This window comes from Nonomuraea sp. K271, from assembly GCF_009908215.1.
GTDB lineage: Bacteria > Actinomycetota > Actinomycetes > Streptosporangiales > Streptosporangiaceae > Nonomuraea > Nonomuraea longispora.
On the sequence record NZ_JAAAHR010000003.1, the window covers coordinates 48,643 to 71,090 of the forward strand.

Below are 22,448 nucleotides of genomic sequence, written 5' to 3' on the forward strand. Positions count from 1 at the left end.
CTTTGCGTCACAATGGGGGATAGGGTGAAAGTCGCCTGCGTCGGCGGTGGACCCGCCAACCTGTACTTCTCGATCCTGATGAAACGTGTGGATCCGTCCCACGACATCACCATCTACGAACGGAACCCGGCCGGCTCGACGTACGGCTGGGGCGTGACCTACTGGGACGAACTGTTCAACGATCTTCACCGGGCCGACGCCGACTCGGCGCGGGCCATCAGCGAGAGTTCGGTCCGCTGGGACTCCTGGGTCACCGACATCCGCGACCGCGCCACGGTGACGGTCGAGCAGGGGGAGGCCGGCTACGGCATCAGCCGCCGCCGGCTGCTCGGCATCCTCGCGGAACGGGCCGAATCGCTCGGCGTACGCATCGAGTGGGAGCACGAGATCGACGGCGAGCACGACTTCGGCGACGCCGACCTCGTCGTGGCGGGCGACGGCGTCAACAGCGTGCTGCGCGAACGCCACGCCGAGCACTTCGGCCCCGAGTTCGTGACCGGCCAGAACATCTACATCTGGCTCGGCACCACCAAGATCTTCGACGCGTTCGTCTTCGCTTTCGTGGAGACCGAGCACGGCTGGATCTGGTGTTACGGCTACAAGTACAGCCAGGAGCACAGCACCTGCGTCATCGAGTGCACCCCGGAGACCTGGCGGGGGCTCGGGCTCGACCAGGGCAAGGAGGCCGACAGCCTGGCCATCCTGGAGAAGCTCTTCGCCGACATCCTCGACGGGCACCCGCTGATCGGGCGGGCGCAGGCCGACGGCACCGCGCACTGGCTGCACTTCCGTACGCTGACCAACCGCACGTGGCACCACGGCAACATCGTCCTGGTGGGCGACGCCGCGCACACCACACACTATTCGATCGGCGCGGGCACCGCGCTGGCCCTGGCGGACGCCTCCGTGCTGGCCAAGGCGCTGTTCGAGGAGAAAGACCTCGACAAGGCCCTGACCGCCTATGAGCACGAGTCGAAGTCGAAGCTCCGCTCGCCGCAACGCGCCGCCCGCAACAGCGCCCGATGGTTCGAGAACCTGCCGCGCTACATCGACCGCTCACCCATGCAGGTGATCACGCTGCTCGGGCAGCGGCACTCGGTGATACAGCCGTACGTCCCGCCGGGGCTCTACTACCAGTTCGACCGGATCGCCGGGCGGGTCGGGGGGCTCTTCGGGTTCGGGCGCTGAGGCGGCGGGCTATTTGGCCGGCTCCAGCACGTCGAGGCCGACGTAGGGGCGCAGCGCCTGCGGGACCACCACGGAGCCGTCGGCCTGCTGGTGGTTCTCCAGGATCGCGACGATCCAGCGGGTCGTGGCCAGCGTGCCGTTCAGCGTGGCCAGGTGCTCGGGCTTGCCGTCCTTGTCGCGATAGCGCACGGCGAGCCTGCGCGCCTGGAACTCGGTGCAGTTGGAGGTCGAGGTCAGCTCGCGGTAGCGGCCCTGGGTCGGGATCCACGCCTCGCAGTCGAACTTGCGGGCCGCCGACATGCCGAGGTCGCCCGCCGCCGTGTCGATGACGCGGTAGGGGACCTCGATCTTGGCCAGCATCTCCTTCTCCCAGCCGAGCAGGCGCCGGTGCTCCTCGGAGGCATCCTCCGGGCGCACATAGGAGAACATCTCCACCTTGTCGAACTGGTGGACCCGGATGATGCCCCTGGTGTCCTTGCCGTACGAACCCGCCTCGCGGCGGAAGCACGACGACCAGCCCGCGTAGCGCAGCGGCAGGTCGTCGGCCGCGAGGATCTCCTGCGCGTGATAGCCGGCCAGCGACACCTCGGAGGTGCCCACCAGATAGAGGTCGTCCTCGGGCAGGCGGTAGATCTCCTTGTCGTGGGCCACGTGGAAACCGGTGCCCTGCATGGTCTCCGGCTTGACCAGCACCGGAGTGATCATGGGCGTGAACCCGGCCTCGATCGCCTGCTGCATGGCCATGTTGAGCAGGCCGAGCTGCAGCCGCGCGCCGACGCCCCTCAGGAAGAAGAACCGCGAGCCGGACACCTTGGCGCCCCGCTCCATGTCGATGGCCCCGAGCGCCTCGCCCAGTTCCAGATGGTCCTTCGGCGTGAAGTCGAACGTGCGCGGCTCGCCGTGGGTCTCCAGCACGACGTAGTCGTCCTCACCGCCCTCCGGAGCGCCCTGCTCGACGAGGTTGGGCACCGTCTGGAGCACCTCGTCGAGCTCGGCCGCCAGCTTCTCCGCCTCGGCGTCGGCGGCCTTGACCTGGCTCGCGAGGTTCTTGGCCCGCTGGAGCAGCGCGGCCTTCTCCTCGCCCTGCGCCTTGGACACCGACTTTCCCATACTCTTCTGCTCGGCGCGCATGGACTCGAACGCGGTCAGCGCGGACCGCCGGCGTTCGTCCAGGTCGAGCAGCGTGTCGACGACGGAGTCGTCCTCACCGCGGGCACGCTGCGACGCCCGTAGCCGGTCGGGATCCTCACGAAGGGTACGCAGGTCAATCACAAGGAAAGGCTACCGGCGCCGGACAGCGGCCCGCCCCTCCATTTCCCCGAGTCGCCACACCACCCGTGTACCGGGTGGTCGGTGATCAGACCTGGCCGGCGCGGACCCGCGCCAGCCACTCGGCCGCCTCGCCGAACGCGTCGTCGGACGTGCCGCGCCTGATCCGCGTCGTCACCCCGTCGGCCCGCGGATAGCTGCCCAGGAACCGCACCTCGCCGCAGACCCGGTGCAGCCCCGCGATCGCCTCGCCCACGCGGGCGTCGGTGATGTGACCCTCGAAGTCGAAGTGGAAGAAGTAGCGGCCGATGCCGTCGCCGGTCGGCCGCGACTCGATGCGCGTCAGGTTGACCCCGCGCACCGAGAACTCCGTCAGCATCTCCAGCAGCGCGCCCGGGTGGTCGTCGGCGAGGAAGACGACCAGCGTGGTGCGGTCGGAGCCGGTCGGTTCGGGCAGCGGCTGAGGAGGGCCTACCCGGACGAACCTGGTCACCGTGTCGGACCTGTCGCCGATGTCGGCGGCCAGCTCGACCAGCCCGTAGTGCTCGCCCGCGATGCGGGCGGCGATGGCCGCGTCGTACGGAGACCCGGGTAGCGACACCTCCTGGGCCGCGGCCGCCGTCGAAGGGGCGGCCACCACGACGGCGTCGGGCAGCTCGCGGGAGATGAAGGCGCGGCACTGGGTGATGGCCGCCGGATGCGTGTAGACCCGCTTGACGTGGACGATCTCGGTGTCGGGCCGGGCCAGCAGCGAGAACTGCACGGGCAGCAGCAACTCGGCCGTGATGAGCAGCGGCTCGCCCCAGGCGAACTCGTCGAGCGTCGTGGTGATGGCGCCCTCGATCGAGTTCTCCAGCGGCACGACGGCGCCGTCGGCATCGCCCGCGCGGGCGGCGTTGAGCGCGGCGCTCACGTTGGCGCAGGGCAGGCGCTCGGCGGTGGGGTCGAGCAGCCGCAGGGCCTCTTCGGTGAAGGTGCCTTCGGGGCCGAGATAGGCGAGTCGGGGCATGGGTCCAGAGTATCCGCAGGTGGACAGCGCATGGTGACCATTCCGGCGAGCGCGTGAGCCGCGGGCCGCTCTACGCGTGCCGGGAAACCCGTGGCGTGACCAACGGACCCAGCCCCAGCCTGGCCGCCCTGACCGCCTCCTCCTCTTCCGGCGACAGCTCCTGCTCGCCCTTCCCGCCGACCACGGACCGCACGTACGTACGCGTCTCACTGCGCCCGTTGATCGAGGTCAGCACGATGCCGTCGCCCAGCGCGTTGATCATCGCCACCGAGAACGACAACCGCCCCGTCATCTCCGCGAGGGCGTCGTACCGGCAGACGGCCACGTCCCTGATCGCCCTGAGATCGCACCCGCTCTCGTGCGTGCGCCGGGCGAGCATCCGCCGGCAGTCCTCCACCGTGGCCTGCGCCCGGCGCAGGGCCAGACAGCCGATGACCACGCCGCTGACCCCTGCCAGAACGCCCACGAAGACCCATGCTGTAATGAGCACGACACCGAGGGTATTGGCTGGGTCAGGCGACCATCCGGCGTTTCGGCACCCAGGACGCCAGCAACCACACCAGGGCCAGCGCTCCCAGCCCGAACCCGTTCTGGACGATCTTCCCGAGCACCAGGCTGACCCCTGGGATGTCGGCCGCCTTCAGCGAGACACCCCACCACGGGACGGGCACCACGTAGTACAGCCACACCCCGGCCGCCACCCGCAGCCTGACGGGGTCACGGCCGTCGCCGACGATCGCGCCGAGCACCACGACCACGTACGCGAGGTGGTGGATCCAGGCGACCGGCGAGAGCAGGACGGCCATCAGCCCGACGAGCGCAACCGCCGTGACGGTGTCTCCCGCCTGATAGGCGTCCTTCGCGCCGCGGAACCCGTACCAGCCGACCGCGATCACGATCGCCAGCCAGATCGCCGACGTCAGCAGGTCGGGCATGTACAGCCGGATCAGCATGCCGCGGATCGACTGGTTGGTGGTGGCCGCGTTCGCGCCGAGGCGTTCGGGATCGAGCAGCGCCGAGAACCAGAAGTCGGCCGCGTCCTGCGGGATCACCCCGAACGGCAGCAACGTGAGCACCGCCGCCGCGAACGACGCCATGAAAAACGTCCGCCACTGCCTGGTGACCAGCAGGTAGATGAGGAAGACGCCGGGCGTCAGCTTCACCGCCGTCGCGAGCCCGATCAGGAACCCGCGCGGCCACCACGGCCTCCTGGCCACGCAGTCCGCCAGGCACAGGGCGACCAGCAGGATGTCGACCTGCCCGAACCGCACCTGATCCCTGATGGGCATCACGTACGCGCAGGCCACCATGAACAGGCCGAACACCCACGGCAGGTATTTCCGCCACGTGTCCAGGGCGTCCCTGAACGCGTATCCGACGGTCACGGCCAGCGCCACGAAGATCCCGGCCGTCCACACCCACTGCGCCACGCCCCAGGACATCCCGGCCAGCCCGGCCGCCAGCATCGCCGCGACCGGCGGGTAGGTGAACGGCAGCAGCTGCGGCGCGGGCGTGAAGTAGTCGTACACCGGCCGGCCCTCGAGGAGCATCTGCCCCCCGGTGCGGTAGACGTCCAGGTCGACCAGGCGCTGGTCGTCAGGATTGGTGAGCCACGTGTGCACCAGCGGGGTCACGGCCGCCGCGACCACGAGCACCACGACCGCCCAGGCCCACCACTGCCGCCTGCTCGCCGGGCCGTCGGTCATCGCACCTTCTCCCCCGGCCTGTCGCCCGCGCCGCGGGGCGCCGTCAGTGCTTCCCCCGCGCGCAGGCGTGATCACCGGCTCGGGTGACGGGCCGGTCGCGGACGCTTCGGGTTCGGGGCTCGATGTGGTCAAGGGTCAACGGAGTGTCGCTCGCCGCACGACCGGAACCTGCCCTGCCTTCTTGGGCAGGCACGTACGTACGGACCTCATGACCGAGCAGCGTACCGTGCCCGGCACGCCCCACCCGCCGCCGGTTCGCCCAGGGTGGGTACGTCCGTTCGCCGTCCTGGCGGCGTACGGGCCGACGCACGACCATAGGGGGCCTGCGCCCAGCATCTACGATCGAACGCACACCCTTGCCCAACGAACGCTGGAGTTCCCGCACATGCCCAACGACGCCGACGCCAGGCCGGACCCGTACGACGGCCGGCACGAGTCACGCGGCCGGCGGCGTGTGCGACCAGGACGTCCGTTCCACCGCGTGATGACGTTGCTGCTGGGCACCACCCTGGCCGCGTCCATCACCCCCGCGACGGCGCACGCGCAGACCCCGCAGACGACGCACACGAGGACGGCACAGGCGGTCCAGGCGACGCGCGCGGAGACCACCCACACCGCGAGCACGGAAGCGACGCGGACGGCACACACGGGAAGGGCGGGGGCGCGGGAGGTCAAGGGACGGGTGGCCGTGGTCGGCGTGCCCGGCCTCGAGTGGAGCGACGTCGACCGGTCACGGACGCCCCACCTGTGGGATCTCGTCAGCCGAGGCTCCTCCGCCTCGCTCTCCACGCGTACGGTCCCGCCCCCTGACCGGGGCATCACCTGCCCCACGGCGGGCTGGCTGACCGTCTCCGCCGGCCAGCGAGCCGGTACGCCGGGCAAGGGCTGCTCTCCGGCGCCCGGGCCCCGGCCATCAGGTCGAGGCGCCACGATTCCCGGATGGGACACGTTGAGCGCGTACCAGGGCGAGACCGGCTTCGACGCCCGGCTGGGCACGCTGGGCCGGCTCGTACGGGAGGGCGGCGGGCAGGTGGCGGCGATCGGCCCGGGAGCCGCGCTTGCCGCAGCGGACACTTCCGGAAATATCCCGACCTACGCCCCTGACCTGGGCTCCGTCACCGACCTGACCCCCTACGATCTCGTCGTCTTCGAAGCCGCCGACCTGGCGACCGCCTGGGCCTCCCGCCCCCTGGACGAGTACGGCGTTCCCACCCCGCTGCCCGCCGACGACAGGAGAACGGCGGTGGCGCGGGCCGACCGGCAGATCGGCGCCCTGATCGGCAAGCTCCCCGCCGGGACCTCCGTCCTGGTAGCGGGCATCTCCGACGTGACGCCCAACGCCCACCTCCACGTGGCCATCGCCACCGGCCCGTCGGCGCCGGGTGGCCCGCCGTTCCCGCACGGCCGCCTCACCGCGACCTCCACCCGCCAGGACTCCCTGGTCACGATCACCGACCTCACCGCCACCGCCGTACAGCTCCTCGGCCTGCCCGCGACCCGCGAGATCGTCGGCCGCCCGTGGCGATCAGAGGGCGCCATCCCACTCGACCCGGCCGGCGCGGTGATGGACCTGGCCGACGCCGACCTGGCCAGCCAGGTGCTCCGCGACGTACGCGGCCCCTTCTTCACCGTCCTGGTGACGGTGCAACTCCTCTTCTACGTTCTCGCCGCCCTCGCTCTCCGCCGCCGCTCCAAGAACGGCCCGAACCGCACCACCCGCCCCGAGCCAGACCAGAACCACCCGCCACAAGCCGCCGCTGCCCCGCCGGACACCCCCGCACCCGGGTCACAGCGGGACGTCCCCACCAGGCCGGACGCGGCCTCGGACGTGCCGCCGTCGGCGGACGCCCGGACCGTGGGCCTGGCGAGCGCGTCCACGTTGCTCGTCGCCGTGCAGGCCGTCGCGGTCGTGAGCGGGGCCATTCCCGTGTCGACCTTCCTGGCTCAGCTGGTGCCGTGGTGGACGCTGCCGGTCCCGATGGTGTCGGTGATCGTGACGATCGTCGCCATCGCCGCCCTGATCACCGCCGCGGCCTTCGCGGGGCCGTGGCGTTCGCACGTGCTCGGACCGCTCACCGTGGTCGCCGCCGTCACCTCGCTGGCGCTCCTCCTCGACGTCATGACCGGCTCCACGCTCCAGGTCAATGCCGTGACCGGTTATGAGCCCGTCACCGGCGGACGGTTCTACGGCTTCAGCAACATCGCCTTCGCCGTCTACGCCACCGGCACCGTGCTCGGCCTGGCAGGGGTGGCCCAGTGGCTCCTCGGCAAGGGGGTGGCCAGGGTCGTGGTCGTCGTGACGTGCGCGGTCTATGGAGGGCTGGCGGTCTTCGCGGACGGATGGCCGTCGTGGGGCGCCGACTTCGGTGGTGTGCCGGCCTTCGTGGTGGGTCTGGCCGTCTTCCTCATCCTCCTTTCGGGCAGGCGCGTGTCGGCGCTGAGACTGGCGCTCGTGGGCCTGGCGGGGGCGCTGCTCGTGGGGACGCTGGCCGTGTTCGACTGGCTGCGGCCCGAGATTCAACGTACGCACCTGGGCGGTTTCGTCCAGCAGATCATCGACGGCCAGGCGTGGACGGTCGTCTGGCGTAAGTTCACCGCCATGGTCGGCGTCACGGTCGGAAACTGGTCGCTGACCCTCCTCACCGTGGTCGCGCTGGCCTTCCTCTTCCTGGTGCTCGCCCGGCCGTCGCGCTGGGGCGCCTCCGCGCTCGGCCAGGTGTACGCCCTCGCCCCGGTGCTCAGGGCGGGCCTGTTCGGCACGCTCACGTGCGCGTTCGTCGCCTTCCTCATGAACGACTCGGGCATCGCCATCCCCTCTATGGCGTTGACGGTCGCGGTGCCGCTGACGCTGGCGGCGTGTGTGCGCGCCCTGCAGCTCGCCACGCCCACACCAGCAGCGCCACGGTCAGGGCCAGCAGCGCCCACGCGAGCTGAGGCCTGAGCACCGTCCTGAGCCACTCGAGGTCCTGTGGCTGGCCCTCCACCCTGGCGGGCAGGTAGGCCAGCGACAGGACCAGCAGGTGTGCGACCACGAAGCCGTCCAGTGCCGACGCCCCCACGAGCGCCAGCAGCCCCAGCGCCAGCCCGTCGTACCACGGCAGCACGTAGGGGGTCGCGAACACGTACGCCACCACCAGCACCATCGCCACGACGGGAGCCCCCGGGACCGTCCCAGAACCGGGCTCGGGGGCCGGGGAGGGAAGGGGCGACGCGCCTGAGGTGAGGCGGAACAGGAACCAGGCGATGAGCGCGAGCACCAGGAGGGAGCCGACCTGGATCTCTCCCCGGTAGGCGCTGCCGGTGCCCACGACGGACTGCAGCCAGCCCTGCGCGAGCTTCCAGAACGAGGCGTGCGAGATCGCCTTGCTGGTGCGGGTCACCGGCTCGATCGCCGCCGTTCCGACGATCGCGTAACCGGCGAGGACCACGGCGAGGGCGCACCCGGCCATGACCGCCAGACGGGCAGGTCGCCGTCGCAACTCCCAGGCCGGCCCAAGAGCGACGAGACCGGCGTTGACCTTGATCGCCACGCCGAGGCCGAGCAGGATGCCCGACCCCGCAGGACGCTCCCTCGCCAGCAGGGCCGCGACCATGCACGCGATGGCGAGGGTGTCGACGTGCATGCCCGCCACCAGCTGGTAGAGCAGCAGCGGGTTGGCCGTCCACAACAACGCGGCACGCAGGCGCCTGGCCGGGTCGTGCCGGGTGAACCGGTCGATGAGCAGGCCCGTCACGATGAACGCCGCGGCGTTCAACAGGGCCAGCACGAATATCGTCAGCCGGAGCGAGTCTCCGCCCACCCAGCTCGCCACCGCCTGCAGCGCCGTCGCCACCGGGCCGTAAACGCTCGGCTCCTCCCGCCACGGTTCCTCGACGGCACCGGCGATGGGGTCGCCGGGCAGATCCGCCGCGCCGTGGGCGTAGGGGTCGATGCCCAGCGTGACCATGCGCCCGTAGACGGCGTAGTTGAGATGGTCGCCGGAACCGGACGGGGGCAGGAACGCCAGCAGCCCCGCCGCCATGCAGCCCATCAGGACCACCGATCGCACGAGGTCAGGACGGGCGGCCGGGAGCCTGCAGGCGAGGGGCAGGGCGAGCAGGAGACCGAGGCCGCCGAGGACGAGGGCGGCGGCGGCCAGGACGATCGTGAGATGCGGGTCCGGGCGGACGTCGAGGGAGTAGGGCGGCTGCCAGGCAGGGCCGGTCAATGCGGGGACCATCGGCGAGGGGCCGAGCAATCCGATGGTGAGCGTCAGCAGGATCGAGGCGCCGATCGCCGCCGCGGCCGCCCACCAGAGCCGGCCTCGTGCCTTGTCGTGCGGCGATTGCGAAGTCACCGGAAGATTCCAGCACACTCGCAAGGTGGCTCCGGACGGACGCCGGCGGCCTGTGGACAACCGCGTCCGGGGCCGCTCCCTTGTGGACGACGCCGGGGGCGTTCTCGCGTCCGAGACCGGACACCTCGGCGACAAACGAACCGGCACGCTTTCACGTACGGGAGATGGTCAGCGTTTGAAACGGATTTTGTCCAGATTTTGCCTGACAAGTGGCTCCCGCGTGGCCAATGCGCGCGCCACATCGCGAAGCTGGACCGCCCGGTGGAGTTGTGCCCGCCAGTCGGTGCCCGTGGCGCGGTGTGCCATGTCGACCTCGACCTCGGTGACCCGGAACCCCTTGCGCAGCAGATCGATCGTCAGCGCCGTCTCCACGCCGAACCCGTGCGCCAGCGGCCTGGCCGCCTCGAACGCGGCTCTGGTGAGGCAGCGCTGGCCGTTGAGCGGCTGGGCGGGCTCGAAGCCGGTGGCGCGGCGGATGCCCTCCTTGGACAGGCGGACGACTAAGCCGTGGCCGCCGAGCCGCACCCGGGTGGCGAACACGGCGATCGTCATGTCGGCCTCGCCGGCGCGTACGGGCTCGATGAGCGGCGCGGCGGCCTGGGCTGTGTCGCCCAGGTCGGCGTCGAGGAAGAGGAGATGGCGGGGAGCGGCGTCCTCGTCGAGGAGGCGTACGGACTCCGCACCCGTCTCCATGGCGGCGGCCTTGCCCTTGTTGCGGCTGTGACGCACCACCCGGGCTCCCGCCGCGCGGGCGACCCTGCCGGTCTGGTCGGACGAGCCGTCGTCGACGACCACGACGAGGTCGACGCCGGGCAGCGCCATGGCCGCCCTGACGGTGGCCGCGATGCGGTCCGCCTCGTTGGCGGCCGGGATGACGGCCGCCGTGTCACCGCCCATGGGACGTCACCTCCGGACCCGCGGCATCCGTCATGATCCCTCTGCTATGAGGAACTCCTGCGGCACCTCGTCGTACACGGTGAACACCGAGTCGAGGCCCGTGACCTGCAGGATCTTGCGTACGGCGGGGCGCGGCGCGGCCACGTCGAGCGCCCCGCCCTGCTCTTTCATGCGCTTGAGTGCCGAGAGCAGCACGTTCATCCCCGTGGAGTCGCAGAAATCCACGGCGGACATGTCGATGACCACCCGGCTTGGCCCCTCCTGCAGCAGCCGAGTGAACTCGGATTGCAGGTGGGGCGCCGTGTACAGGTCGATTTCTCCGGTGATGGCGACGAGCGCGCACCCGGCCTGTGATCGAGTCGAGACCTTGAGCTCCACATGGGCAGGCTAGCGGCGCGGAGGCTTCCGGTCACGTTGTCACGCCGATAGGGCAACCACAGGTTTTTGTCCTCCGTTTGGGCTTCATGGAAACGGAGAGTACGCGAAGCTTGACAGCGTGACATCGGAACTGGCAACCGCGTCATGGCGAAGGAGGGGCTGGGGCACGTCTGTCGGGCCCCCGGATCGATGAACGCAGACAAATCTGAAGATCCTCAGCGTCAGGGGCTCCGCGAACGGCTGGAGACCATCCTCATCCGCACAGAGAAGGCCACCTCATGGGATGACGAAGCAGGGCGCCTCCGCGGCCTGGTGAACCACGAAGGCTATGTCCCCATCCGCACCCGGCTCGCGGTCGAGGACCTCGACTTCCTCGCCGACGCGCGGGCCGACCTGCTCAGATTCTCGGAGCTCGGGCTCCGGCTGCTGGACCTCCACCAGCCGAGGGACGCGGGGGGCATCACGAGTGACACGGCGCATCCCATCCTGCGGTGCAGAAGTTGCATGTGGCGCTGGCCCTGCCCGACATTTCGGGCGATGTCGGAGTCGTTCGGGCTCCCACGCTCCGACGTCGACCTCCCGGAGAGCGCCTGAATGTCCGGACGCGGCCTGACCGTGCGAACGGGAACCGCCCGGGCGTCCGGCCAGGAAGCGCCCGCGCACCCCGAGAGGTCACCCGGCGACGAGGGGCAGCCGGATCTCGAACCGGCACCCCGGCCCGTCGTTGACCACCTCGATCCTTCCGTCGTGCGCCTCCACGATCCCCTGCGCGATGGCCAGCCCGAGCCCCGCCCCTCCGTCGGCCGTGGGGGTGCGCGCGGCCTCACCCCGGAACGCCACTTCGAACAACCGGGGCAGATCCTCCTCGGGGATGCCTCCGCAGCAGTCGGTCACCGACAGGCAGGCCATGCCCGTGTCGTCCACGCGTGCCCTCAGCACCACGGTCCGGTCGGACGGCGTGTGCCGGATGGCGTTGACCACCAGGTTGCCGAGGGCCCGCCCCAGAGCCCCGGCGTCGGCCTCCACGGGCACGACGTCCGCCGCCTCGGCCGTGAGCACCACGCCCTTGGCGCGGGCCAGCGGCTCGGCCCCGGCCAGGGTGTCGGCGACGAGGTCGGCGAGCCCGATCCTGGCCCGTGACAGCCGCAGGGCGCCCGCGTGGATGCGTGACAGCTCGAACAGGTCGTCCACCATCGCCGAGAGCCGCTCGACCTCCTGCTTGATCTGCCCGTGGTAGCGGGCGACCGTCTCGGGGTCGGAGACCACGCCGTCCTCCAGCGCCTCGGCCATGGCCCGCATCCCGGCCAGCGGCGTACGCAGGTCGTGGCTCACCCACGCCACCAGTTCCCGCCGCGCCCCTTCGAGCGCCCGTTCGCGCGCGTACGCCTCCTCCAGGGTGTTGGCGATCGTCTGGAGCTCGGCGGGCAGCCCCTTGGGCGCCACGAACGGCGGCTCGCGTACGGCGGCCACCAGCCGTCTGCTCTCCCCGACCACCCGCTTGGCCAGCACGAACGCGACCCCGAGCCCCACGAGCCCGCCCACGGTCACCACGCTCAGCACGAAGTCCTTCACCGCCCCCGCGATGATCATCCTCATGATGATCGCCACGACGCCCGCCAGCGTGGCCGCCACGGCGACGACCACGACCACGGCCAGCATCACGCCGATCGACCGGGTGCGCAGCCGCCACATCACCGCGACGCCGGCGGAGGCGATCAGCAGCCCGAGCCCGGCGGTGACCGCGACGACCATGGCCAGTTCGCCGACGGCCACCGCCGGCTGGGTCAGGGCGGGCACCGGAGCCATCAGGAGCCGTCTTCCAAGGGTTCGTACCGGTAGCCGACCCCCCACACGGTCACGATCCTGCGCGGCCTGGTGGGGTCGGGTTCGATCTTCTCGCGCAGCCGCCGCACATGCACGGTCACGGTGGAGGAGTCGCCGAACGACCATTCCCACACCTGGTTGAGCAGCGCGGACCGGCTGAACGCCTGGCGAGGGTTGCGCATCAGGTGGGCCAGCAGGTCGAACTCCCGCGCCGTCAGCATGACCTCCTCGTCCTCCAGCCGCACCTCGTGGGCGCCCACGTCGACCACCAGGCCGGCATCGCGGAGCACACCGGTGCCGCCCGTGACGGAGGCGCCGCGGGCGCGGCGCAGCACCGACTGGACGCGCAGGGCCAGCTCGCGCGGGCTGAACGGCTTGGTCACGTAGTCGTCGGCGCCGGTCTCGAGCCCGACCACCCGGTCGATCTCCTCGCCGAGCGCGGTCAGCATGATCACGGGTACGGGCCAGCGTTCCCTGAGCTTCCTGCACACCTGCAGCCCGTCGATCTTGGGCAGCATCAGGTCGAGCACCATCAGGTCCGGCGGGTGCGCCAGCGCCCTGCGCAGCGCTTCGACGCCGTCGCCGACGCATTCGACCTCGTGCCCGTCGCGCTCCAGATAGCGGGCAACGACCTCGGAGACGGTCGGATCGTCGTCGACCACCAGGATGCGACTGTTCACCACTTCACGGTACGGCCCGACTCCGCGAAGACGGCAAGGACGTCATTACTTCGTAAGCGTCGCGGATCATGCCATGAGGACGTACGGTTGCTGCATGGGTAGAGTCGTGATGCTGGTTCTCGGGACCTTGCTGGGTCTCTTCGTGTTGTTCAACTTCCTCCTGCCGATGGTGCTGGGGCTGCTCAAGGTGGCCCTGATCATCGGTGTGGTCGCTCTGCTCGTCTTCGTCGTGGTCACGGTGATGGGCAAGTCCTCAAGGTCACATTGAGCCGGTGACGCAGTTCCTGTTCGACCCGTGGCTGGTGGGGATCACCCTGGTGGCGGTCCTGCTGCTGGTCACGTGGGCGGCCACGTTGCTGCCCGCCTTCGGCGGCGAGCCGCGGCGTTTCCCGCTGACCTACGCGCGCCGTACGGCGTTCCAGCGTCTGCGCGATCCTGACGCGGCCGGGCGTCCGCGTCCACGCGCGCCCTAGGCATGCCCCGCTTCCTTCCAAGCGGGGCTCCTCAGGCTTGAGCCGGGTGAGCCCTTCCTCCCTTCATCGTAGAAAACAGGGCTCATGATCGATTCACTTGTCACGTTCGTCATCACCGTGTCCGGTGGGCATGCCGCGCTCGGCATCGTGCTCTTCACTCTGGCCGTACGACTCCTGCTGCTGCCGCTCAACGTGCGCCAGGCGCGCACCACCAGGATCAAGGAGAGGCTCGCGCCCAGCCTGCGCGCGCTGCAGAAGCGCCACCAGCGCAATCCCGAGCGGCTGGCGAAGGAGGTCTCCGCCCTCTACGCCAAGGAGGGCACCTCGCCGTTCGCCGGGATCATGCCGATGCTGGCGCAACTTCCGTTCCTGTGGCTGATGTACCGGGTGGCCACGCATCCGACCGCGCTGGCCGGCCATGACCTGTTCGGGGCTCCGCTGGGGCAGCAGGTGGCGGGCGTGATCGCGCATTACGGTCTGGCCAGCACCCCGGTTTTGGTCTTCATCTTGGTCATCGTGCTGGTCGCGGCCGTTGCGTGGCTCTCGGCCCGGCAGATCAAGATCACGGAGGAGCAGCCCGAGCTGATGAGGAAGATCATGCCGCTGCTGCCGTACGGCTCCGTGCTCGCCGCGCTGGTGCTGCCGCTGGCGGCCGGGATCTATATGCTCGTCTCCACGGCGTGGGCCGTGAGCGAGCGGGCCGTGCTCGCTAGCCGGCCTCTCTGAGCGTCGCCACCTGCCCGTTCACCGAGCCGCTGCCGTGGGGAGCGGGCAGGATGGCCCACACGGTCGTGGTGTCGCCCTCGTGCCGGACGCCCCAGCTTTCCGCCACATATTCGACGATGCCGAGCCCTCGGCCGCCGAGTGAGGACAGAGTCGGGCGGCCGGCGCGTGGCTCCGTCGCCGCCCCTCCGTCGCTCACCGCCACCTCGATGTGATCCTCGTTACGCAACCAGGCGACCCGCACCATGCCGGAAGGGAGCGGATGCGCGTGCCGGAGCGCGTTGCTCAGCAGTTCGCTCACCACGAGCACCGCGTCGTCGATCGCCGCGGAGAAGACCCCACAGTCCCGCAGGTCAGTGCTCAGACGCTGGCGGGCGACGGCGACGCTGGACGGCGCGTACGGCAGCAGCACCACGCTTGACACACCCACCTCCCCGTTCCCTGTGCCCCCCGCGGGAACACTCCCCGGTACGACCGAAATGCCCCGTTACTCGACCCCAGAAACCGCATCTCGATCACAGCTTGTACACATTGGACGATAGATCAGCGCAACTGTGACTACCTCGTTACCGCATCGGTGTGTCGGATCCGATAGGGCAGAACGAGCCGCATGCGGGTGCCGCCTCCCGGTCTCGGATGGGCGCTCACGTCTCCCCCTTGTGCCCTCGCGAGGCTGCGGACGATGTAGAGCCCGAGCCCTACTCCACCAAACCTTCTCCGATCGCCGCTGTCCACCTGGACGAACCGCTCAAAGATCCGCTCCCGGTCAGTAGGGGCGATACCGACGCCCTCATCGTCGACGACCACGACCACGTTGCCGGACTCCGGCCAGGCCTCCACCGCGATCAACCCGCCTTTGGGCGAGTACTTGAAGGCGTTCTCCAGCAACTGCCCGAGGACGATGTCCGTCGCCAGCGCGTCGCCCAGCACGTTCGGCAGCTTGTCGGGGACTCTCACCTCGACCCGGTGCTTGTCGGACAGCACCGGCAGCCCGAGCGTGGCGGCCTGGATCCGCTCGGCCAGGTCGAACTCCTCGATGCGGACCTTGAGCTCGTCCGCCCCCGCCCTGGAGCCCAGCAGCAGGTGGTCCATGAGCTGCCCGAGCGACCTGGACCGCTCGGCGATCGTGTGCACGGCCGCGCGGCGCTCGGGATCGCCCAGCTTGTCCCAGCGCGAGTCAAGCGTGCTGGCGAACCCCCGCACGATCGTGATCGGCGTACGCAGCTCATGGCTGGTCGTGGCGAGGAACAGGTCCTTGGCCTCCTCCAGCTCCTTGGCCGCGGTCACGTCGCGGAAGTCGATGACCACCTCGCCGGTCTCCTCGATCCGCGCGCTCACCACGTCCAGCCAGCGGCCCGTCTCCATCTGGAACGTGACCTTCTCGCCCGGCTCGGGCAGTGGGAACGGCGGAGGCCCGCCGATGACGTCGTCGGCCGAGAATGCGGTCAGCGCGGCGGCGGCCGGGTTCCAGCGGACCACGCGGCCCGCCCCGTCGAGCACGGCGATGCCGTCGGCGCTCGCGTCGAAGACGGCCCGCTCGTGGGCCCGCTGCCGCACCGCGTCCTGGTAGGCGACGGCGTTGCCCACGGCGATGCCCGCGTGTCCGGCGAGCAGTTCCAGCAGCTCCAGTTCGAGATGCCCGGGGACACGCCCGGCGAAGAGCGCGTAGAGGGCACCGTACGGGCGCCCGCCGACGGCGGCCAGACCCAAGGTGATCGTGTGCAGGCCGTCCAGCCGCGCCCACACCAGCTCGTCGAGCCCGTTCGTCTCCAGCATGACGGTCTTACCGGTGCGTAACAGCTTGTCCACGAGGCTCGTACGCAGGTCGGTGGTGGTGCCCCTGATGGCCTCGGGCAGCTGGTACGTGCTGACCAGGCGCAGCCGGTCACCCTCGATCAGCACGAACCCGCCCGCGTCCGCGCCGGTCAGCTCCGTCAGGCTGGCCGAGATCCGGTCGAGCACGGCCGAGAGCTCCAGCTCGGAGTTGATGTCGCCGACGACGTCCGTCAGCCGGCGCACGAGACGTTCCCTGCGCGCCATGCGGTGCCTGGCCAGCTCGTCGGCCCGCGCCGGATGGTGCACGCAGATGTATCCGGCCACGGCGTTGCCCAGACGCAGCGCGCTGATGTCCACCCGGAGGTCGAGGAGGACGCCGTCCTTTCGCAGGCGTTTGGTACGCAACGACACCGACTCGCCCGTGCGTACGCGCTCCAGCACGGCGTTGAGCTCGGCGGTCAGCTCGCCCGGCACGATCGGCGCCCGCCGCCCGAGCAGGTCCTCGGCCGTCCACCCGAACAGCCGCTCGGCGGCCTCGTTCCAGACCAGCACGCTCTGGTCACGGTCGAGCGCCACGACGGCGTTGGGCGAACCGGCGAGCACCGCACGCGCGATCTCATCGTCACTACCGGCCCATTCGTCCCCCACACCTCCATAGTGCACGTGGCTAGGTAGGTGCGTCGGGCGATCCGTCCGATACGCTGCGGTCACGGCGATTCTCGGCGGGTGTGGAGGGTGAGGGCGAATGGCGAGCGGTGATCTCGATGCCCTGTTGCGGGTGACCTCCAGCACCTACCGCGGCGAGACGCCTCCCGACATCGCGTTCGGCACCTACGACGGCGCCGTGGGCAGGCTGGTGCTGGCCGTGACGGGCAAGGGCATCGCGGCCTGCAGCTTCGAGAGCGAGAACGACGTCTTCGAGTTGGTCAGCCGGCATGTGGGCACGTTCATCGGCAACGACGCGCGGCGGCTCGACCCGGTGCGCAGAGAGCTCGACGCCTACTTCTCGGGCCGGCTGCGCGCGTTCGCCACGCCGGTCGACTGGGCGCTGGCCACCACGTTCGCCCGTTCGGTGCTGCAGAAGACCATGGCGGTCCCCTACGGCACGACCACGACGCTGGAGCAGATCGGCCAGAGCATCGGCAGGCCGCGCGCGTTGCGCGCGATCGGCAACGCGCTGGCCTCCAACCCCGTCTGCGTGATCGTGCCCTGCCACCGGGTGGTGCGCGAGGACGGCGCGCTCGGCGACTACGCGGGTGGCGCGAGCGCCAAGCAGCACCTGCTCAACGTCGAGCAGCGCGCCTCCGCGACACGCCGATGACGGCGGTCACGAGGGCCGCCACCACCGCCGCGCCGAGTGCGCCGTTCATCCACGGTTGCCGGGTGAAGCCGATGGCGTCGCGGGCGGAGGCCCAGACCCCGTCCCACGCGGCGATCGTGGGCGTCGAGGTGGTCAGCCAGTAGGCGGCGAAGCCGAGCGCCCACGGCACCAGCATCGACCAGCGCGAGGGGGCGTTCTCGCCCGTGTTCCAGCGGTCGCCGCCGCCGAAGGCGAAATAGTCGACGGCCAGCACCGCGAACATCGGGACGAACACCGCCCCGATCACCCCCAGGAACGCGCCGTACGAGGTGACGTCCACGACGAGGGCGATCACGACGGTGAACACGCCGATGGCGGTCGAGATGATCCGCCGGTCCACGCGCGGCATCAGGTTCTGCAGCGACATGGTGGTGGAGTAGACGTTCGCGAACGACTGGTCGGTCTCGCGCAGCACCAGGATGCCGAAGAACAGCGCGCCCAGCGGGGCGGCCACGAACGGGTCGAACACGGCCGTGTTGTCGGCGTTCACGGCGGCGGCGCCGGCGATGGCCACGGCGTAGACGCCGAGCCCGAGGCAGGCCACCTGGGCGATCGTGTAGCCGCCGACGATCCCGGTGAACGCCGCCCGCGCGGAGCGGGAGTGCCGGGCGAAGTCGGCGGCCAGCGGCACCCAGGACACCGACAGCGCGATCACGTAGTCGACGGCCGGGGCGAACCCGGTCCACGACCCGCCGGCGGGGGCGGGCGTCTCGGACAGGAAATGCCAGGTGAACCAGATCATCGACACGATCACGCCGACGGTGACGTACCGCCGCAGCAGCCGGATCGCGCCCAGCGGCCAGATCGTGAGCGCGGTGGTCAGCACGCCCGCCACCACCACCCACACGGGGTACGCCACGCCGTCGAAGATCGCGCTGGCGGCCTTGGCGATCACCCACAGCTCGAAGGCGCCCCAGCCGAGCATCTGCACGATGTTCAGCACCGTGGGCGCGTACGAGATCCTGGCCCCGAACAGGCCGCGCAGCAGCACCATCGCGGGCTGGCCCGTACGGGTGCCGGGGATGGCGGAGAGACCGACCATGGCCGTGCCGACGAGGCTGCCGACCACCGTCGCCACCAGCGCGGCGGCCAGGCTGAGCGGCGCGTCGCCGGTCGGGTCGAGCAGGAGCAGCGCCCCTGAGAAGCCGAGGAGGCTGACACCGAGGTTGGCCCAGAGCGCGCCCTGGTCGAGCACGCCCAGGGTCTTGGGGGGCTGCCCGTCGAGGGTCAGCGGAACTTCGTCGGCCACATGCGACATCGCACACTCCCTACGCCGGCATTACCCGGACAGGTTCATGCGGTCGGCGACAGCCGTAGTCGCCCTCTCAGCCTGATTGCCTCAAGCTCCCGCGGATCGATTTGTTGCCTGCGGAGCAGGAATGTCCCAGTTCCGCGGGCCCCATGATGCCTCATCTCTCCGAGTTCGGCCAGCCCGGGAGCCACAGGCAGGGCCACCCATGGCACACGTGGGTGGCCCTTCGGCCTGCTCGGGGACGCCAGGGTGTTCGGCTCAGGCCACGAAGGGCTGCTCCCCCGTCTCGCTGACCAGCGGACGCCCGGCCGCCTCCCACGACTGCATGCCGCCCCCGACGTTGACCGCTTCGCGCCCGAGCTGGTTGAGCCAGGCCGCCACCTGCAGCGACCGGCCGCCGACCCGGCAGACGACATAGATCGTCCGGTCGCCCGGCACCTCGTCGACCCGGCCCTGGATCTGGGTCATCGGGATGTGCACCGCCTCACGGGCGTGGCCCGCCCGCCATTCGTCCTGCTCGCGGACGTCGAGGAGGTAGGCGTCCGCGGGAATGTCGCTCGGCTCGATCTCTGGAACGGTCATGACCCCATCATCTCGCGGCGACGGCGGCCGGCGACCGGCCCGCCTCACGGAGTGGGGCCATGAGCACGGGCGTACGCGGCGCGTGCGCGGGCGATCTCCTCCTGGTGCGCCTCGGTCCAGGTGACCAGGGGCTTGATGGTCTCGTGCAGCGTACGGCCGAGCGGCGTCAGCGCGTAGTCGACCCTCGGCGGCACGACGGGGTGAACCGTGCGGCTGACCAGGCCGTCGCGTTCGAGCTGGCGCAGGGTGACGCTCAGCATGCGCTGGCTGACGCCGTCGATCTCGCGGCGGAGCTGGGTGAAACGCATGCTCTCGCAGTCGAGCATGGCGATGACCAGCAGCGACCACTTGTCGGCGATGCGGTCGAGGATCTGGCGCACGTCGCAGTCCTCACGGGTGTCCCACAGGCGCACGTCATAGTCGTCGTCGGCCACGGTGCCCGCGGAGTAACCGAGTGATTCGGAAGTGCCTTCTTCCATGACATCCCATGATGGCCAATGATGTGGACGGTTACAACAAGGAACCGACATGCATTTGAGTAACCGGGGGTTGTCATGCCTGTCCCTGCTCGCAGGTGGGGCGTACTGATTGTTCTGTGCGGGGCCATCTTTCTCGAAGGCATCGACGTCGCCATGCTGAACGTCGCCCTCCCCGCCATCCGGGCCGACCTCGGGGTGTCCACGGGCATGCTCAGCGGCGTGGTGAGCGCCTACGTGCTCGGCTACGGCGGCTTCATGCTGCTCGGCGGCCGGGCGGCCGACCTGCTGGGCCGGCGGCGCATGTTCCTGCTCTGGCTGGGGGTGTTCCTGGCCTTCTCCGGCCTCGGCGGGGTGGCGAACGACGGCTGGGTGCTGCTGCTGGCGAGGTTCGTCACCGGGGTGGCCGCCGGGTTCATGACGCCCGCGGGGTTGTCGCTGATCACCACGAGCTTCCCCGAGGGCCGCGACCGCAACCGCGCCCTGATCATCTACGGGAGCACCGGCGCCGCCGGCTTCGCGCTCGGCCTGGTGTTCGGCGGAGTGCTCACCGAGTTCGGCTGGCGCTGGGTCTTCTTCGCGCCGGTCCTGATGTCGCTGGCGATCCTGCTCACCGCGATCGTACTGATCAAGGAGCCGCCCGCCGGCGAGCGCCCGGCGGGCGGGTTCGACCTCGCGGGCGCGGCGAGCGTGACGGGCGCGATGATGTTGCTGGTCTACGGCGTGGTACGCCTTGAGCACCCCGCCGAGGGCCTGCCGCTGACGCTCGCGGTCTTCGCCGTGGCCGCGGGGCTGCTGGCGGCGTTCGCGGCCATCGAGCGCCGCTCCCCGCACCCTCTGGTCCGCCTCCGCATCTTCAGGTCGGCCGCGCTGGTCCGCGCCAACGTGACGGCCGTGCTGCTCACGGCCTCGTTCTTCGGCTTCCAGTTCCTCGTCACCCTCTATCTGCAGGAACTGCGCGGCTGGTCACCCATGCAGACGGGGCTCGCCCTGCTGGTGGCCGCCGCCGACGTGGTGATCGCCCCGACGCTCACCCCCCGGCTGGTCAACCGGTACGGCAACGCCAAGGTCATCCTCGGCGGCCTGCTGGCGGGTCTGCTGGCGTACGCGCTCTTCCTCGGCGCCGGGCTGGACTGGACCTACGCCGCGATGGTGCCGTCGATGGCGCTGCTCGCCCTGATGTTCGCCTTCGCCTACGGCCCGCTCATGATCACGGCCACGGACGGGATCGCGTCCGCGGAACAGGGACTGGCCGGCGGGCTGATCAACTCGTCGTTCCAGTTCGGCGCCGCACTCGGCGTGTCGATGGTCACGGCCGTCAACGTGGCCGCCCTCGGCGACGCGACCACGCAGGTAGCCGGAATGGCCGCCCTCCGCACGGCCCTGACGGTCCCCGTGACGACCGCCCTCCTGGCAAGCGCCATCGCGGCAACGGCCCTCATGTCCAGACGGCCCGGCGGCACACCCGGAAACGCGGGCCAGGTGAAAACCACGGAACACGGCCAAGACGACGCTCGTCACGGCGAGCAGCCCGTGAGCCTTCACGACCGGCCATGACAGGCGCCAGCCGACATCGGCGCGTGCGGTGACGTCGGCTGTGCCGTAGGAACAGGAATCACTTCAGAAGACGAGAAAGCCTCCTGTCGGCGAGGGGCTTGCCGCCGGTCTGGCAGGTCGGGCAGTACTGCAGGGACGAGTCGGCGAACGACACCTCGCGGATCGTGTCGCCGCAGACGTCGCACGGCTGCCCCGCCCGGTTGTGCACGCGCAGCCCCGACTTCTTCTCCGCCTTGAGGTCCTTCGCGGCCAGCCCGTGCGCCCGCTCGACCGCCTCGCCGAGTGTGGTGACGATGGCTTCGTGCAGGTCGGCGATCTGTGTGTCCGTGAGCGTCGCGGCGATCTTGAACGGCGACATCCTGGCCGCGTGCAGCACCTCGTCGGAATAGGCGTTGCCGATGCCGGCGATGATCTTCTGGTCGCGCAACAGGCCCTTGATCTGGGTGCGGTTGCCGCCCACGATGCGCTTGAGCGCGGCGACCGTGAACGACGGGTCGAGGGGGTCGGGGCCGAGCGCGGCGATGCCGGGCACCTCGTCCGGATTTCTTGTGACATAGACGGCGAGCCGCTTCTGGGTGCCCGCCTCCGTCAGTTCGAAGCCGGGCGCCTGGCCCTCGTCGTCGGGCGTCAGCCGCACCCGCACCGCGAGCGGCCCCTTCCCCGGACGGACGGGCTTCGCGCCCGACAGGTCGTCGCGCCAACGCAGCCATCCCGCCCTGGCCAGGTGGATGACCAGGTGCAGGCCGTCGCAGTCGAGGTCGAGGAACTTGCCGTGCCTCGCCACGCCGGTGATGGTCAACCCGCCGAGCGCCGTGGCCGGCGGGTCGAACGTCTTGAGCGCCTGGAAGCCGACCACGTCGACCCCCAGGATCGTGCGCCCCACCGCCCGCTCGCGCAGGAAGTGGGTGAGAGACTCCACTTCGGGAAGTTCCGGCATGTCACCAGGGTACGGTCCCGCGCC

22 protein-coding genes, 1 pseudogene and 1 riboswitch are annotated in these 22,448 nt (G+C 70.4%); of the genes and pseudogenes, 8 read left to right on the forward strand and 15 right to left on the reverse strand.

Translation table 11 applies throughout. From position 1 onward, the window contains the following. Nucleotides 1-24 precede the first annotated feature (24 nt). Entirely contained in the window at nucleotides 25-1,188 is a 1,164-nt protein-coding gene (locus GUY59_RS01610; RefSeq protein ID WP_171055363.1) for an FAD-dependent monooxygenase, read from the forward strand. Nucleotides 1,189-1,197: 9 nt separating this feature from the next. Here GUY59_RS01610 and serS read toward each other — a convergent pair whose 3' ends face one another. The 4 genes from serS to GUY59_RS01630 form a co-directional block, all read right to left on the reverse strand. Then, nucleotides 1,198-2,460: a serine--tRNA ligase gene (gene serS, locus GUY59_RS01615; RefSeq protein ID WP_138200659.1), complete on the reverse strand. Its 1,263-nt coding sequence runs from the start codon at nucleotides 2,458-2,460 to the stop codon at nucleotides 1,198-1,200. A gap of 85 nt (nucleotides 2,461-2,545) precedes the next feature. Further along, nucleotides 2,546-3,466, reverse strand: a complete 921-nt coding sequence (gene pheA / locus GUY59_RS01620; protein ID WP_132328419.1) for a prephenate dehydratase — start codon at nucleotides 3,464-3,466, stop codon at nucleotides 2,546-2,548. A 70-nt stretch (nucleotides 3,467-3,536) separates the two neighbouring features. Further along, nucleotides 3,537-3,956 carry a DUF4446 family protein gene (locus tag GUY59_RS01625; RefSeq protein WP_252374913.1) on the reverse strand — a complete coding sequence of 140 codons (420 nt, stop codon included), beginning with the start codon at nucleotides 3,954-3,956 and terminating at the stop codon, nucleotides 3,537-3,539. Between the two features lie 22 nt (nucleotides 3,957-3,978). Then, nucleotides 3,979-5,172, reverse strand: a complete 1,194-nt coding sequence (locus GUY59_RS01630) for a glycosyltransferase 87 family protein (RefSeq protein ID WP_138200660.1) — start codon at nucleotides 5,170-5,172, stop codon at nucleotides 3,979-3,981. Between the two features lie 385 nt (nucleotides 5,173-5,557). Here GUY59_RS01630 and GUY59_RS48190 point away from each other — a divergent pair, with 385 nt between their 5' ends. Then, entirely contained in the window at nucleotides 5,558-8,113 is a 2,556-nt protein-coding gene (locus tag GUY59_RS48190; RefSeq protein ID WP_236666735.1) for a hypothetical protein, read from the forward strand. Nucleotides 8,114-8,390: 277 nt separating this feature from the next. Here the strand turns inward: GUY59_RS48190 and mptB are convergent. The 3 genes and pseudogenes from mptB to GUY59_RS01650 form a co-directional block, all read right to left on the reverse strand. Further along, nucleotides 8,391-9,392: pseudogene (gene mptB / locus GUY59_RS48195) on the reverse strand (polyprenol phosphomannose-dependent alpha 1,6 mannosyltransferase MptB); the annotation flags it as partial. Nucleotides 9,393-9,677: 285 nt separating this feature from the next. Next, a complete protein-coding gene (locus GUY59_RS01645) occupies nucleotides 9,678-10,406 on the reverse strand; it encodes a glycosyltransferase family 2 protein (RefSeq protein ID WP_138201562.1) in 729 nt (242 codons plus the stop codon). A gap of 30 nt (nucleotides 10,407-10,436) precedes the next feature. After that, complete coding sequence (locus GUY59_RS01650) at nucleotides 10,437-10,784, reverse strand: STAS domain-containing protein (protein ID WP_132328427.1); 348 nt, start codon at nucleotides 10,782-10,784, stop codon at nucleotides 10,437-10,439. A gap of 312 nt (nucleotides 10,785-11,096) precedes the next feature. On the opposite strand from GUY59_RS01650, the gene GUY59_RS01655 reads away from it, so the two are divergent. Continuing rightward, nucleotides 11,097-11,378 (forward strand): hypothetical protein, encoded by a 282-nt coding sequence (locus GUY59_RS01655; protein WP_236666736.1) that lies wholly within the window; start codon nucleotides 11,097-11,099, stop codon nucleotides 11,376-11,378. Nucleotides 11,379-11,456: 78 nt separating this feature from the next. Here the strand turns inward: GUY59_RS01655 and GUY59_RS01660 are convergent, their stop codons facing one another. Beyond that, nucleotides 11,457-12,590 (reverse strand): sensor histidine kinase, encoded by a 1,134-nt coding sequence (locus GUY59_RS01660; RefSeq protein ID WP_201760389.1) that lies wholly within the window; start codon nucleotides 12,588-12,590, stop codon nucleotides 11,457-11,459. Beyond that, nucleotides 12,590-13,288, reverse strand: coding sequence for a response regulator transcription factor (locus tag GUY59_RS01665; RefSeq protein WP_132328431.1), 699 nt, complete (start codon nucleotides 13,286-13,288; stop codon nucleotides 12,590-12,592). The genes GUY59_RS01660 and GUY59_RS01665 overlap by 1 nt, the downstream gene beginning before the upstream one ends. Before the next feature lie 94 nt (nucleotides 13,289-13,382). On the opposite strand from GUY59_RS01665, the gene GUY59_RS01670 reads away from it, so the two are divergent. The 3 genes from GUY59_RS01670 (at nucleotide 13,383) to GUY59_RS01680 (ending at nucleotide 14,487) form a co-directional block, all read left to right on the forward strand. Next, nucleotides 13,383-13,556 carry a hypothetical protein gene (locus GUY59_RS01670; RefSeq protein WP_161714338.1) on the forward strand — a complete coding sequence of 58 codons (174 nt, stop codon included), beginning with the start codon at nucleotides 13,383-13,385 and terminating at the stop codon, nucleotides 13,554-13,556. Nucleotides 13,557-13,560: 4 nt separating this feature from the next. After that, nucleotides 13,561-13,761 carry a DUF6412 domain-containing protein gene (locus GUY59_RS50470; RefSeq protein ID WP_132328433.1) on the forward strand — a complete coding sequence of 67 codons (201 nt, stop codon included), beginning with the start codon at nucleotides 13,561-13,563 and terminating at the stop codon, nucleotides 13,759-13,761. An 84-nt stretch (nucleotides 13,762-13,845) separates the two neighbouring features. Next, complete coding sequence (locus GUY59_RS01680; protein ID WP_138201561.1) at nucleotides 13,846-14,487, forward strand: YidC/Oxa1 family membrane protein insertase; 642 nt, start codon at nucleotides 13,846-13,848, stop codon at nucleotides 14,485-14,487. Here the strand turns inward: GUY59_RS01680 and GUY59_RS01685 are convergent. Both GUY59_RS01685 and GUY59_RS01690 read right to left on the reverse strand, forming a co-directional pair. Beyond that, nucleotides 14,471-14,908, reverse strand: coding sequence for an ATP-binding protein (locus GUY59_RS01685; RefSeq protein ID WP_252374972.1), 438 nt, complete (start codon nucleotides 14,906-14,908; stop codon nucleotides 14,471-14,473). The two genes, GUY59_RS01680 and GUY59_RS01685, sit on opposite strands and share 17 nt — an antisense overlap. Before the next feature lie 134 nt (nucleotides 14,909-15,042). Next, a complete protein-coding gene (locus GUY59_RS01690) occupies nucleotides 15,043-16,908 on the reverse strand; it encodes a sensor histidine kinase (RefSeq protein WP_252374971.1) in 1,866 nt (621 codons plus the stop codon). Between the two features lie 97 nt (nucleotides 16,909-17,005). Here GUY59_RS01690 and GUY59_RS01695 point away from each other — a divergent pair, with 97 nt between their 5' ends. After that, the gene (locus GUY59_RS01695; protein ID WP_132328439.1) at nucleotides 17,006-17,581 is read left to right on the forward strand and encodes a methylated-DNA--[protein]-cysteine S-methyltransferase; all 576 of its coding nucleotides are present in this window, start codon (nucleotides 17,006-17,008) and stop codon (nucleotides 17,579-17,581) included. On the opposite strand, the gene GUY59_RS01700 is transcribed toward GUY59_RS01695, so the two are convergent. The 3 genes from GUY59_RS01700 to GUY59_RS01710 form a co-directional block, all read right to left on the reverse strand. Then, on the reverse strand, nucleotides 17,544-18,878 hold the full coding sequence (locus GUY59_RS01700; protein WP_138201559.1) for a purine-cytosine permease family protein: 1,335 nt from the start codon (nucleotides 18,876-18,878) through the stop codon (nucleotides 17,544-17,546). The two genes, GUY59_RS01695 and GUY59_RS01700, sit on opposite strands and share 38 nt — an antisense overlap. Beyond that, nucleotides 18,869-18,981, reverse strand: a riboswitch (TPP riboswitch). Its footprint overlaps the gene before it by 10 nt. 149 nt (nucleotides 18,982-19,130) lie before the next feature. Continuing rightward, nucleotides 19,131-19,454: a rhodanese-like domain-containing protein gene (locus GUY59_RS01705; RefSeq protein WP_138201558.1), complete on the reverse strand. Its 324-nt coding sequence runs from the start codon at nucleotides 19,452-19,454 to the stop codon at nucleotides 19,131-19,133. Nucleotides 19,455-19,498: 44 nt separating this feature from the next. Beyond that, nucleotides 19,499-19,933, reverse strand: a complete 435-nt coding sequence (locus GUY59_RS01710) for a winged helix-turn-helix transcriptional regulator (protein ID WP_138201557.1) — start codon at nucleotides 19,931-19,933, stop codon at nucleotides 19,499-19,501. Between the two features lie 75 nt (nucleotides 19,934-20,008). Here GUY59_RS01710 and GUY59_RS01715 point away from each other — a divergent pair, with 75 nt between their 5' ends. After that, nucleotides 20,009-21,487 carry an MFS transporter gene (locus GUY59_RS01715; RefSeq protein WP_138201556.1) on the forward strand — a complete coding sequence of 493 codons (1,479 nt, stop codon included), beginning with the start codon at nucleotides 20,009-20,011 and terminating at the stop codon, nucleotides 21,485-21,487. A 58-nt stretch (nucleotides 21,488-21,545) separates the two neighbouring features. On the opposite strand, the gene GUY59_RS01720 is transcribed toward GUY59_RS01715, so the two are convergent. Beyond that, complete coding sequence (locus GUY59_RS01720) at nucleotides 21,546-22,424, reverse strand: Fpg/Nei family DNA glycosylase (RefSeq protein WP_132328449.1); 879 nt, start codon at nucleotides 22,422-22,424, stop codon at nucleotides 21,546-21,548. Nucleotides 22,425-22,448 lie beyond the last annotated feature (24 nt).

Excerpts from the sequence above, each read along its gene's own strand:
- pheA (WP_132328419.1), bottom strand. The coding sequence starts at position 3,466 with ATGCCCCGACTCGCCTATCTCGGCCCCGAAGGCACCTTCACCGAAGAG.
- GUY59_RS01630 (WP_138200660.1), bottom strand. The coding sequence starts at position 5,172 with ATGACCGACGGCCCGGCGAGCAGGCGGCAGTGGTGGGCCTGGGCGGTC.
- GUY59_RS48190 (WP_236666735.1), top strand. The coding sequence starts at position 5,558 with ATGCCCAACGACGCCGACGCCAGGCCGGACCCGTACGACGGCCGGCAC.
- GUY59_RS01645 (WP_138201562.1), bottom strand. The coding sequence starts at position 10,406 with ATGGGCGGTGACACGGCGGCCGTCATCCCGGCCGCCAACGAGGCGGAC.
- GUY59_RS01660 (WP_201760389.1), bottom strand. The coding sequence starts at position 12,590 with ATGGCTCCGGTGCCCGCCCTGACCCAGCCGGCGGTGGCCGTCGGCGAA.
- GUY59_RS01670 (WP_161714338.1), top strand. The coding sequence starts at position 13,383 with ATGGGTAGAGTCGTGATGCTGGTTCTCGGGACCTTGCTGGGTCTCTTC.
- GUY59_RS01680 (WP_138201561.1), top strand. The coding sequence starts at position 13,846 with ATGATCGATTCACTTGTCACGTTCGTCATCACCGTGTCCGGTGGGCAT.
- GUY59_RS01695 (WP_132328439.1), top strand. The coding sequence starts at position 17,006 with ATGGCGAGCGGTGATCTCGATGCCCTGTTGCGGGTGACCTCCAGCACC.
- GUY59_RS01700 (WP_138201559.1), bottom strand. The coding sequence starts at position 18,878 with ATGTCGCATGTGGCCGACGAAGTTCCGCTGACCCTCGACGGGCAGCCC.
- GUY59_RS01705 (WP_138201558.1), bottom strand. The coding sequence starts at position 19,454 with ATGACCGTTCCAGAGATCGAGCCGAGCGACATTCCCGCGGACGCCTAC.
- GUY59_RS01710 (WP_138201557.1), bottom strand. The coding sequence starts at position 19,933 with ATGGAAGAAGGCACTTCCGAATCACTCGGTTACTCCGCGGGCACCGTG.
- GUY59_RS01715 (WP_138201556.1), top strand. The coding sequence starts at position 20,009 with ATGCCTGTCCCTGCTCGCAGGTGGGGCGTACTGATTGTTCTGTGCGGG.
- GUY59_RS01720 (WP_132328449.1), bottom strand. The coding sequence starts at position 22,424 with ATGCCGGAACTTCCCGAAGTGGAGTCTCTCACCCACTTCCTGCGCGAG.